Annotated in this window: 7 protein-coding genes; 3 read left to right on the top strand and 4 right to left on the bottom strand. The window is 60.8% G+C overall.

Annotated elements, in window-relative coordinates; genetic code table 11:
- Window positions 1–128: 128 nt before the first annotated feature.
- Both QWB57_RS01555 and QWB57_RS01560 read right to left on the bottom strand, forming a co-directional pair.
- Window positions 129–599, bottom strand: a complete 471-nt coding sequence (locus QWB57_RS01555) for a DUF1854 domain-containing protein (RefSeq protein ID WP_288968040.1) — start codon at window positions 597–599, stop codon at window positions 129–131.
- Window positions 592–2,910 carry an ABC transporter ATP-binding protein gene (locus QWB57_RS01560; protein ID WP_223629502.1) on the bottom strand — a complete coding sequence of 773 codons (2,319 nt, stop codon included), beginning with the start codon at window positions 2,908–2,910 and terminating at the stop codon, window positions 592–594. Before QWB57_RS01560 ends, QWB57_RS01555 begins: the two co-directional genes overlap by 8 nt.
- 170 nt (window positions 2,911–3,080) lie before the next feature.
- On the opposite strand from QWB57_RS01560, the gene cphA (QWB57_RS01565) reads away from it, so the two are divergent.
- From cphA (QWB57_RS01565) to QWB57_RS01575, 3 genes are all read left to right on the top strand, one after another.
- A complete protein-coding gene (gene cphA, locus QWB57_RS01565) occupies window positions 3,081–5,282 on the top strand; it encodes a cyanophycin synthetase (RefSeq protein WP_288968043.1) in 2,202 nt (733 codons plus the stop codon).
- Window positions 5,282–7,855, top strand: a complete 2,574-nt coding sequence (gene cphA / locus QWB57_RS01570; protein WP_288968044.1) for a cyanophycin synthetase — start codon at window positions 5,282–5,284, stop codon at window positions 7,853–7,855. Before cphA (QWB57_RS01565) ends, cphA (QWB57_RS01570) begins: the two co-directional genes overlap by 1 nt.
- 130 nt (window positions 7,856–7,985) lie before the next feature.
- Entirely contained in the window at window positions 7,986–9,923 is a 1,938-nt protein-coding gene (locus QWB57_RS01575; RefSeq protein WP_288968046.1) for a CocE/NonD family hydrolase, read from the top strand.
- Here QWB57_RS01575 and QWB57_RS01580 read toward each other — a convergent pair.
- On the bottom strand, window positions 9,889–11,196 hold the full coding sequence (locus QWB57_RS01580) for an MFS transporter (protein WP_223629498.1): 1,308 nt from the start codon (window positions 11,194–11,196) through the stop codon (window positions 9,889–9,891). The two genes, QWB57_RS01575 and QWB57_RS01580, sit on opposite strands and share 35 nt — an antisense overlap.
- 44 nt (window positions 11,197–11,240) lie before the next feature.
- Window positions 11,241–12,452: a hypothetical protein gene (locus tag QWB57_RS01585; RefSeq protein ID WP_288968048.1), complete on the bottom strand. Its 1,212-nt coding sequence runs from the start codon at window positions 12,450–12,452 to the stop codon at window positions 11,241–11,243.
- Between the last annotated feature and the right edge of the window lie 37 nt (window positions 12,453–12,489).

Raw genomic sequence — 12,489 nt, forward strand, 5'->3', positions numbered from 1 at the left:
GCGTAAGCTTGACAGGCTGGCGTTTGCATGCAAACGCGGCGTGCGTTATTGGCAGGAGCGACCACTGGTCGCGACTGCTCTGCCACCAAGCCTGCCGCACGCAGTGCGCGCTCCTGCCGGAGCCAAGGTTACAAAAACCGGTCCAGCAGCTTCTTGCTGTTGCGATCCAAGGCAACCAGATCTTGGATCAGATAATGCACGCCGTGGCTATCGGCAATCAGCAGGGTAGTGGTGCTGATGCGGCGGATATCGTCTTCGGCTTTCAGGGTGAAGGTGGTCTCGCCGCGATTGGTGGCTACTGTCCATTGGCTGGGCGTTACAAAGCTCGACACGCTGACGATGCGTTCGATTACCGGCATGAATTCGCGCTGCGCAAGTTCTGCCTCGATGATTGCCTTGCGCGAAGCATCCAGTGCAGACAGGCGCGGGATCCACACCAATTCATGACCGTCATGTCCCACCAGCGAGACGCCTTCATCGGGTGCGGCAATCGGAAATGCACGCACCGGTACTACGCCGGCATGCGTGCTGCCATCACCCAAGGTGAGTTGCAGCTGGCCAAAGGCATCCTCGGCCAAGGTGAAATCAAGATCACTCACGGTTGATGCCTCCCAGCGTGAGTTCCGCCAGTTGATCTTCCTGATCCACATTGCGCAACTGCGCTTGATACAGCCGCCAATAGGCACCTTGTTGGGCCATCAGCTCATCATGTGGCCCAACTTCGACAATGCGTCCGCGATCCATCACCACCAGACGGTCGGCCTTGCGCAGGGTGGACAAGCGATGGGCAATGGCAATGGTGGTGCGGCCCTTGACGAGGTTGTCGAGCGCGCGCTGGATTTCCTTTTCGGTTTCGGTATCCACCGCCGAGGTAGCTTCGTCCATGATCAAGAAACGCGGATCAATCAGCAATGCGCGTGCAATCGAAATGCGCTGCCGTTCGCCCCCCGATAGCCCTTGCCCGCGTTCGCCGACCAGCGAATCGTAGCCATGCGGAAGGCGCAGGATGAACTCATGCGCGTGTGCGGCGCGGGCAGCAGCTACGATCTCGTCACGGCTGGCATCGGGTTTGCCGTAGGCGATGTTTTCGGCAATGGTGCCGAAGAACAGGAAAGGTTCTTGCAGTACCAGACCGATATGCCGGCGGAAGTCCGCAATCGCCAGCGAACGAATATCCACCCCGTCCACCAGCACCGCGCCCTCCGTCACGTCATAAAAGCGGCAAATCAAATTGACCAATGTACTTTTGCCGGAGCCACTATGACCCACCAAACCAATCATTTCGCCGGGTTGGATATGCAGATTCAAGCCACGAATCACGCCGCGGTTGCCATAACGAAAGCCCACATCGCGCAAGGTGATCGCGCCTTGTACAGCGGGCAGTGACACCGGGTTGGCCGATTCCGGCACGCTGGAAACGTGGTCGAGGATGTCGAAAATGCGCTTGGCACCGGCAGCGGCCTTCTGCGTGGCTGAAACAATTCGGCTCATCGAATCCAAGCGCGTATAGAAACGCCCGATATAGGCCAAAAATGCGGTGAGCACACCCACCGTGATTTGGTGCTTGGAAACCTGCCAGATGCCAAATGCCCATACCACGATCAAACCAAGCTCGGTGAGCAGTGTGACCGTCGGGGTAAACAACGACCACACCTTGTTGAGTTTGTCGTTGACTGCCAGATAGTGACGATTGGCTACACGGAAGCGATGAACTTCGCGGCCCTCCTGGGCAAATGCCTTGACCACGCGAATACCGGGGATGGTGTCGGCCAGCGCGCTACTCAGTTCAGACCATGCGCGGTCGATTTTTTCAAAACCGTTGCGCAGCTTGTCACGCACCAACTGGATCATCCATGCGATCAATGGCAATGGCAGCAAGGTCACCAACGCCAGTTTGGCGTTGATCGAAAACAGGATCCCTGAAATCATCGCCAGCATCAGTACATCGGTGGCGAAGTCGAGCAGGTTCAGCGACAGGTACAGGCAGATGCGGTCAGATTCCGAACCAATGCGCGCCATCAAATCGCCAGTGCGCTTGGCACCGAAATATTCCAGCGACAACTTCAATAAATGCTCATAGGTGACGGTACGCAGATCACAGCCAATGCGCTCGGATACCAGCGCCAGAATATAGGTGCGCGCCCAACCCAGAAGCCATGCCACCAGTGCCGACCCCAAAATGCCAGCCAGCAACAGCAGGACAAATTGATGATCAATGTCACTGCCGTTTTGAAACGGGATCAACACCTTGTCCATCAACGGCATGGTGAGATACGGCGGCACCAAGGTGGCACCGGTGGAAGCCAAGGTCAGCAAGAAGCCCGCCAGCAGCGGCCATTTGTAAGGTCGCGCAAACCGCCAGAGCCGCAGCAGCGTCCATGTGGACGGTGGCGTGTGCAGCTCGCGTACGCAGGTGGGACATTCGTCCTCACCGTCAGGCAATGGGGCTTTGCAAATCGGGCACAGGGTGTCATCGTCATCCACCGGCTGCGCGCCCTGCAGGCTGTCCAGTTGGCGCTCGAACAAGCCCAGTAAGCGCAGCGCAGCGACGTTCTGGTTCAGGGTGAAGCGGCAATGCAATAGCCGGGCTTTGGTATCCAGCAATTCAATCAGACCCACACCGGCATGATCGCCATGCCGCAGTTGCAAACCGGGGGCCAGTGGCCACGCTTGCCAACCCTGCGCGTGCGGCATGTGCGCGAGCAAGCGTTGATCGGTCAGTACCAATACGCCATCAGCAAAGTGCAGGTCCTCATCCAAATCCATCGTGAAGGCACTTAGTACGGCCTCATCCGGCTGCAATTGTTGAACAAGCTGATGCAGCCACTGCTCCGTCAGCCCGTGGCGCTGGCCACCCAGCCTGTCGATGGCTGCGTGGGAAATGGGAAGTGAGGTGGCTACGGCTGACATAAGGATCTTTAAATTATCCGTAACATGACGGAAAAGCGTGGCTGGGGTAGGCTGAATGCGTACCCTGAAGCATGGCAGTATAGCGAGGGCACGCGGGGTGTCGGTTGAGAGCACCACACACCCTTCGGAGCATCCCGCAGGCGGCTTGTTTGAATTTTCGATGATGACTTATGAAGCACAATGAGATCACGTTTCAGCGGGTCACCTACTTGCGCGGCCCCAGTCTGTGGACGTATCGCCCGGTGCTGGAAGCTTGGGTGGATATTGGTGATCTGGAAGACTATCCATCCAACAAGCTGGATGGTTTTACCGACCGCTTGATTGCTTGGCTGCCCGGCCTGCACGAGCACCGCTGCAGCGTGGGCGCCACCGGTGGCTTTGTGCAGCGCCTGCAAGAGGGCACTTGGCCTGCGCATATCCTCGAGCACGTCACCATCGAATTGCAGAATTTGGTGGGCATGCAAACCGGCTTTGGCAAAGCGCGCGAAGCCGGACCGCGTGGCATCTACAAAGTGGCGATCCGGGCGCGTGAAGAAACCGTGGGCCGCGCTGCACTGGCGCTTGCCCGTGATTTGCTCATGGCGGCCATCAATGACACCCCGTTTGACCTTGACGAGCGCCTGCAACCGCTGCGCGAACTGGCCGACCGCCGCTTGCTGGGGCCCAGCACCGCGGCGATTGTGGACGCCGCCACCGACCGCGGCATTCCGCATCTTGGGCTGACCGAAGGCAATCTGGTGCAATTGGGCTATGGCAACCGCCAGCGCCGCATCTGGACGGCGGAAACCGAGCACACCAGCGCGATTGCCGAAAGCATTTCGCGCGATAAAGACCTCACCAAAACCCTGCTCGCAAGTTGTGGCGTGCCGGTGCCGGAAGGACGCGTGGTGAAGAGTGCGGACGATGCATGGGAGGCCGCCGAAGACATCGGCTTGCCGGTAGTGGTCAAACCCACCGATGCCAATCACGGGCGCGGTGTGTTTGCCGACCTGAAAACCCGCGCCGAAATCGAAGTCGCTTATGCCGGCGCGCTGGAGGAAGGCAGCGAGGTGATCGTGGAGCGCTTCATCCAGGGCGTTGAACACCGCATGTTGGTGATTGGCGGCAAATTGGTGGCGGCCAACAAAGGCTTCACGGCGGAAGTAGTGGGCGATGGCCAGAACAACATTCGTGAATTGATCGATTTGCAGATCAACAGTGATCCGCGGCGTGGAGAGGAAGAACACTTCCCGCTGGAAACCTTGCTGCTGGAGCGCGAGCCAATTGCCCTGCACGAGTTGCAGCGGCAAGGCTTTACCCCCGAATCGGTTCCACCGGCAGGCCAGACCGTGCTGATCTTGCGTCACGGCAACATGGCGTTTGACGTGACCGACGAAGTGCACCCCGATGTTGCCGCAGCCGGCGTGCTGGCTGCGCGTGTGGTGGGCCTTGATATCGCCGGTATTGATCTTGTCACCGAAGACATCGGCAAGCCGCTGAGTGAAACCCGGGGCGCGATAGTGGAAGTCAATGCCGGGCCCAGTCTGCTGATGCATTTGAAGCCGGCCATCGGCAAGCCACGGCCGGCAGGGCAGGCTATCGTTGAGCATTTGTTCCCTGCAGGTGAAAGTGGGCGGATCCCCGTGATTGGCGTATTGGGCCGGCGTGAGCCGGCCTTGCTGGCCAGTTTGATTGCACGGTTGTTGCACCTCTCCGGCCGCCATGTGGGTTTGGCTTGCAGCGCCGGCTTGCAGCTGGATCAACGGGTGTTGGATACGCGTCCCAATAATCATTTTGATGGCGGCGAGCGGTTGCTGATCAATCGCGCCATTGATGCGGCAGTGATCGAAACCAGCACCCGCGCCATCCTTGCCGAAGGCTTACCGTACGACCGCTGCCAAGTGGCGGTGCTCACCGATGCCGATGCGGATCCCGCACTGGCCGAATTTTATATTGACTCGCCCGAACGCTTGTTCAACGTACTGCGCACGCAAATCGATGTAGTGTTGAAAGGTGGTGCAGCGGTGCTCAATGCGTGTGAGCCAGCGGTTGCCGAGATGGCCAAATTCAGCGATGGCGAAGTGATGTTCTACGCCATGCAAGCAGATGCCGCGCCATTGGCCGAGCATTTGAGCGAAGGCGGGCGCGCCGTGTTTGTGCGCAATGGCGCGATTATTCTGGCCACCGGCAGCAATGAAGAACCGCTGGCAAGGCTGTCGCGGTTTGATTTGACTTCCGCATCGGCCACTCCGGCACACCTCGAAGCAGTGCTGGCCGCAATCGCCGCATGCTGGGCGCTGGATGTGCCGGTGGATCTGATTCCTGCAGGCATCGAACATTTTGAACAGGAATTGGCGGCTGCCGCCCGTTCCATTGATACGAAGGGCGCGTGATGGAGATTTCACGTATCCGGGCCCTGCGCGGGCCCAACCTGTGGACCCGACGCACCGCGATCGAGGCCATCGTCACCCTGTCCGAGGGCGAGCGCCCATTGGCGGGCATGCCCGGTTTCGAAGATCGTCTACGCGAACGCTTTCCCGAGCTCGGGTTTCTGCGTGCCACGCATAAGTCCGACACGCTGACGCTGGCGCATGCGCTGGAAGTGGCCGCGATTTGCCTGCAAGCACAAGCCGGTTGCCCGGTCACGTTCAGCCGCACTGCCAAAACGGTACAGCCGGGCGTATTCCAGATTGTTGTTGAATACAGCGAAGAAGCCGTGGGCCGGTTGGCTTTGCAACTGGCCGAGCAGCTCTGCCTGGCTGCACGTGCCGATACGCCATTCGATCTGCAAGAAGCATTGCGGCGACTACGCGATCTAGACGAGGAGGTGCGGCTGGGGCCAAGCACCGGCGCGATTGTCGAAGCGGCTATCAACCGCAGCATTCCGTGCCGGCGATTGACCGGCGGCAGCTTGGTGCAGATGGGTTGGGGTAGCAAACAGCGCCGCATCCAAGCCGCCGAAGTGGACCGCACCAGCGCGATTGCCGAAGCCATTGCACAAGACAAGGCGCTGACCAAAAAACTGCTGCGCGCCGCCGGCGTGCCGGTACCGGAAGGGCGGCCAGTGCATAGTGCCGACGATGCGTGGACCGCCGCGCAAGAGATCGGCTTGCCGGTAGTGGTCAAGCCGCTGGACGGCAACCAAGGCAAGGGCGTGACGGTCAACCTGCGTGGTGAAGCCGAAATCCGGCGTGCGTTTGAAGTAGCGCAAGGTTTCCGCGATGACATTCTGGTGGAACGCTACCTGCCGGGTGGCGATTACCGCCTGCTGGTAGTGGGCAATAAATTGGTCGCCGCTGCCCGTCGTGAGCCGCCGAATGTGCGTGGCGATGGCATCCACAGCGTGCGTGAGCTGGTACAACAGGTCAATGCCGATCCACGCCGTGGAGAAGGCCATGCGACGTCGCTGACCAAAATCCGTTTCGATGAAATTGCGCTGAGTACGCTGGAAAAACAAGGCCTGCACGCAGAGTCGATTCCGGAAAAAGGCCGGCGCATCGTGCTTCGCAACAACGCGAATCTTTCCACCGGGGGCACCGCCACCGATGTCACAGGTGATGTGCACCCCGAAGTGGCGGCACGCGCAGTGGAAGCCGCGCAAATGGTGGGGCTGGATATTTGCGGTGTCGATGTGGTGTGTGACAGCGTACTGCGGCCGCTGGAAGAGCAGGGCGGCGGCATCGTGGAAGTCAATGCCGCACCGGGCCTGCGCATGCACCTGTCGCCCTCGTTTGGTAAAGCCCGTGATGTGGGCAAAGCGGTCATTGATCATATGTTTGCGCCGGGCGAGAACGGGCGCATCCCGGTGGTGGCCGTCACCGGTACCAATGGCAAGACAACCACGGTGCGTTTAATCACGCACCTGCTGCGCACCAGTGGTTTGAGTGTGGGTATGACCAATACCGATGGCGTGTATGTCAATGCGGTGCAGGTGGATTCGGGTGACTGTTCCGGCCCACGCAGCGCCCGCAATATTCTGCTGAATCCCACCGTGGATGCCGCCGTATTCGAGACCGCACGCGGCGGTTTGCTGCGCGAAGGGTTGGCGTTTGACCATGCTGATGTGGCGGTGGTGACGAATATTGGGGTCGGCGATCATCTGGGCTTGAACTTCATCACCACGGTGGATGACCTGGCGGTACTCAAGCGCGTGATCGTACGTAATGTGGCCAAGAATGGTTATGCGGTACTCAATGCCGCCGACCCGATTGTGGCGGTCATGGCGACACAGTGCCCCGGCAAGGTGATCTTTTTTGCCGCAGACCCGGAACACCCGGTGATCACCAGCCATAAAACCCAAGGCGGGCGCGTGGTGTATGTCCACAACGGGGATGTCGTGGCGATGGAAGGCGCGTTCGAAACCCGCTTGCCACTGGCTGGCGTGCCTCTGACCCGCAACGGCACGATAGGTTTTCAAGTCGAAAACGTGATGGCTTCGGTGGCAGCAGCGTGGGGCTTGGGGCTGAGTTGGAATGCAATCCGGCAGGGCTTGGCCAGCTTCCAGTCCGACACCGGCAACGCGCCGGGGCGCTTCAACGTGATGGATTATCAAGGCGCCACCTTGATTGCCGATTACGGCCATAACCCGGATGCGATGCAGGCATTGGTGGCCGCGGTTGAAAACATGCCGGCGCGTCGGCGCAAGGTGGTGATCAGTGGTGCCGGGGATCGGCGCGATGACGACATTCGCGCACAAACCCGCATTCTGGGCGCGGCCTTCGATGAGGTCATCCTGTATCAGGATGCCTGCCAGCGTGGGCGTGAGGATGGCGAAGTGGTACAACTACTGCGCGAAGGCCTGCAAGATGCACCGCGCACGCAAGTGGTTGAAACCATCCAAGGCGAATTCGCAGCGATTGATCATGCGTTGGCCAGCTTGCAGCCGGGCGAGTTGTGCTTGGTGCTGATCGACCAGGTGGAGGAATCCCTGGCGTATTTGCAACAGCGCGTGGCCGCCGCCCGCTAACCGCACTGCACACACAATCGACCCATCATAGGCGATCTTCGCACCAGTCACTAAGTGCAGATGGACAGGCTGTTGGCGGTGGCGGCGGCGTGCCACACTGCCAAGCTGACGCGATGGCTGGAGTGGTGCAATGAAGCTGCAAGCTGTACTGCGGGTATCTGCTCTGGCCTTGGCGCTGGCCATGGCCGGCAATGGATGGACGCAAACCGCGCCGATGACGCCGGATATCACCGGCAAGACATTCGTCGTACCAGAGCCGCAGCGCGACTTCACCAAGCGCGTGGTGATGGTGCCGATGCGCGATGGGGTCAAGTTGTACACGGTCATCCTGCTTCCCAAAGGTGCACACGATGCGCCCATCATTCTGACCCGCACGCCCTACAACGCCGCCAAACGTGCAGAACGCATCGACAACGCCACGCGCATGGTGGATGCGCTGCCGCAGGGCGATACCGCTTTTGCCGAAGATGGCTATATCCGCGTGTTTCAGGATATCCGCGGCAAGTACGGCTCGGAAGGCGATTACGTGATGACGCGGCCACCGCGTGGCCCGCTCAACAAAACCGGGATCGACAACAGCACCGATGCCTACGACACCATCGACTGGTTGGTCAAAAACATTCCGCAAAGCAATGGCCGGGTGGGCATGCTGGGCTCTTCGTATGAAGGCTTCACGGTGGTGATGGCCCTGTTGGAGCCGCACCCGGCATTGAAAGTGGCCGCGCCGGAAAGCCCGATGATCGATGGCTGGATTGGTGATGATTGGTTCCAGAATGGTGCCTACCGGCAGATCAATTTGGGTTATCTCACCGGCCAGACCGCAGCACGTGGGCCAGGTGTGGGGATGCCTCGCGCCACCAATGACGACTACACCAACTTCCTGCGTGCAGGCTCGGTAGGCGATTACGCCCGCGCTGCCGGACTGGAGCAGTTGCCGGCGTGGCACAAGCTGCTGGAGCACCCCAGCTACGACAGCTATTGGCAGCAGCAAGGCTTGGACAAACTGCTTGCCAGGCTGCCGGCTATCAACGTGCCGGTGATGTGGGAACAAGGGTTATGGGATCAGGAGGACATGTACGGCGGCAACCATGCGTGGGCGGCGCTGGAATCCAAGGACACCGACAACACCCGCAATTTCCTGGTGATTGGCCCGTGGCGGCACAGCCAAGCCAATTACGATGGCAGCAGCTTGGGGGATTTGAAGTTTGACGGCGACACCGCCCAGCAATGGCGGCGCAACGTGCTCAAGCCGTTCTTCGATCAATATTTGAAGACGGGCGCGCCCATCGCGAAGACGCCGCCGGTGTGGATTTACGATGCGGCAAGCAACCGCTGGGACACCTATCAGCACTGGCCGCAAAGTTGCGCACAGGGCTGCGCGCAGGCCTCGGTGCCGCTGTATCTGCATGCCGACCAAACCTTGCGTGGTACGCAGGACAACAGCGGCGCGCAGTACGCCGAATATGTGTCCGACCCCGCCAAGCCGGTGCCGTTTGTGCCACGCCCGGTGGATATGGGCGACCGCGCCACGTGGACCACGTGGCTGGTGCGTGACCAGCGCTTTGTGGATGGCCGCACCGATGTGCTGAGCTACACCAGTGCAGAGCTGACTGCGCCAGTGAAGCTGGCTGGCGTGCCGGTGGCGCATTTGTTCGCCAGTACATCCGGCAGTGACAGTGATTGGGTCGTGAAATTGATTGACGTGTACCCCGATCAATACCCGGATGACCCGAAAATGGCCGGCTATGAATTGCCGATTGCGCTCACCATTTTCCGTGGCCGTTATCGCGAAGGCTTCGATGCGCCCAAGGCGTTGGCATCGGATCAGCCGCTGACGTACAGCTTCGACTTGCCCAATGTGAATCACGTGCTGAAGCCGGGGCACCGGCTGATGGTGCAGATCCAGTCCAGCTTGTTCCCGCTGTACGACCGCAATCCACAGACGTATGTGAACAACATCTTCCTGGCCAAGCCGGACGATTACCGCAAAGCGACCCAACGCATCTGGGCCACGCCGCAACAGGCCAGTTTTATCAGCCTGCCGGTGGCAGCGGGGCACTTGCCGTGACCGTGCGCGGTTGACGCAATTGCACCAGCACCCCCAGCACCAGCCCCAGCGCCGCCATGGCCAGCATGTAATGCAATGGCGCGCTGGGGTTGCCCTTCATTGCCAAACTCAGCAGCACGGGGGTCAGACCACCGGCGATGGCATACGCCACGTTGTAAGCAAACGACAATCCGGAAAACCGCACGCTGGCCGGAAACCCGCCCAGTGCAATGGCGGGGATCATCGCGGTCAGGCCCACTGCACTGCCGGCCAGTGCATACAACAGGTGCGAGTATTCGCCGGCTTGGGCGCTTTGGTAGAAGGCGAAAAATGCCGCGCCAAGCAGCACACTCCACAATGCCAGCACGCGGCCTGCACCGAAGCGGTCGGCCAGCGCACCTGCAATCAAGTTGGCGGCCATTGCAGCCAGCACCGCCAGCGCATTCCCCGTCAGCGCATCGCTGCGAGATACCCCCATGCTTTGCAGGAAGGTGGGCATCATCAAGATGGTTACCACTACGGCAGCGGTGAGTAGCCAAGTCAGCAACATGCCGATGATGACGGCAGTGCCGTGATCGCGCAGCACGGATTTGAGCGGCAACCCTGCAGCCAATTGTTTTTGCGCCTGCAACTGCGCAAACACCGGGGTTTCGTGCAATTGCCGGCGCAGATGCAAAGCCAATAATCCGAATACGCCGCCTAGGACGAAGGGGATGCGCCACCCCCAGGCCAACAGCTGCGCGTCATCCAGGTTGGCGTTGACCAGTAGCGCCACCAGCGAGCCCAGCAAGATGCCAGCCAGTAGCCCGAGCGACAACGCGCCGCACGCAAAATTACGCCGACCCGGTGCCACATGTTCGCTGACAAACACCCACGCCCCCGGTGCTTCGCCGCCAATCGCCGCACCCTGCAAGATGCGCAGCAGCAACAGCAGGATCGGTGCCAGCACGCCAATCTGTGCATACGTCGGCAGCAGCCCCATCAACAAGGTAGGGATGGCCATCAGCAAGATGCTGAGCATGAACATCCGCTTGCGCCCGGACAGATCGCCAAAATGCGCCATCACAATGCCACCCAGCGGCCGCGCCAGATAACCGGCAGCGAAAATGCCGAAGGTCTGCACTTGTTTCAGCCAGCCGGGCATGTCCGCCGGAAAGAACAACGCCCCCATGGTGGTGGCGAAAAATACAAACACCACGAAATCGTAAAACTCCAACGCGCCGCCCAATGAGGCCAGGGCGAGGGTTTTGAGCTGGGGGCGGGTGAGTGCTGTGTGGTCGATGGGCGTGTGCATCACGCAAGCGTAGGGTATTTGCACCACGCTGTGGTGCATGCCAATTACGCCAACCAACGCCGCAACTGTTGGTACACCTCGATGCTGCTGAGCAGCCCGATATGGCCAGTGCCGGCCACCAGATATTGGCGCGCTTTGGGGATGCGCAGATTGCGGCGGGGGTCGCGGTGTTCGCCCAGGGCGCTGGCAATGGGCACCAAGCCGTCACCACGCGGATAGCGGCCGCCGCGGCCCGCTGCAATGGCTTGGGTGGAGGCTGCAACGGCGTAGGCGCGCAGGCCTGCCGGCAACGGCGGGTAGTCTGCATTCGGTGCGCCGATGCTGCCGTGCCGCAGGTCCTGGATGCCGATGCTGCGCAACCGTCCGATGCCCGTGAAGGGGGCTGTCCACGGCGTCAGGCCCAAGGTGTGTTGCAGCAGATGGCCGGCCCGTTCCAGCGGCGCGCCGTGATGCGGGGTACCCAGAAACACGACTTGATCGAGCTGTTGCAACCATGCTTGCGCGTTACGACTGGCGTGCAGAATCGCCGCACGTGCCACCAAGCCGCCCATGCTGTGACCGAGGATGGCAAAGCGCTCCACCGGCACCGGCCAGCGCGCCAGCAATTGTTGCAACAACTGCGCGAATGCTTGGCCGTTGCTGGCGATCGACAGGCCGCTGTTGTAGTGCAGATGGACCGGCGTATAGCCATGCTCGGCGGCCAGTTGCGCACCGTGATCGTGGCCTTGCTGACGCCATTGCAGGTCGTTCATGCACAGCCCGTGCACCTGCACCAGCAGTTTGGGGGTTGCGAAGGGCAGGCAGGCGGGCCATGCCGCGTCATCCAGCGGCAAGGCTTGTCCATTGCTGCGCAGGCAAGCGGACAACGCCAGGGAATTGCTGCTGGCCTGCAGGTGGTCACCCAACACGCCATTGAGTGCGGCCAGCAGGGCCTCACGCCGCGCTGATCGGGTGCCGGTTTGCGCAGCCAACGGCAGTTTGGCCAAGGCCGCGTCCAGCCCGCCACCCAGCCACTGCGAGGTGGTACGCACTGACGCGTAAGCAAGGCCCGCAATGCCGCGTGTGCGCGCACGGGTGGGTGCGCCCAGCAGCCGCGACGGCACGCCCAGGACATTGGCATGGACGTGCTCGGCCAGCCCGCTGGTGGCGGTGATGGCCTGCAGCAACAGACGCAACAGCCCGCGCAAATCATCACCCAGGGGTGCGGTTGAGGGCACTAGGGGAGTCGTGGCAGGACTGGCTGCAGGCGTGGTCATTGCGACAGCCTAGCGCTTGCAATCTGGAGTGATTGTT

This window comes from uncultured Thermomonas sp., from assembly GCF_937872235.1.
In the GTDB taxonomy this organism is placed as follows: Bacteria; Pseudomonadota; Gammaproteobacteria; order Xanthomonadales; family Xanthomonadaceae; genus Thermomonas; species Thermomonas beijingensis.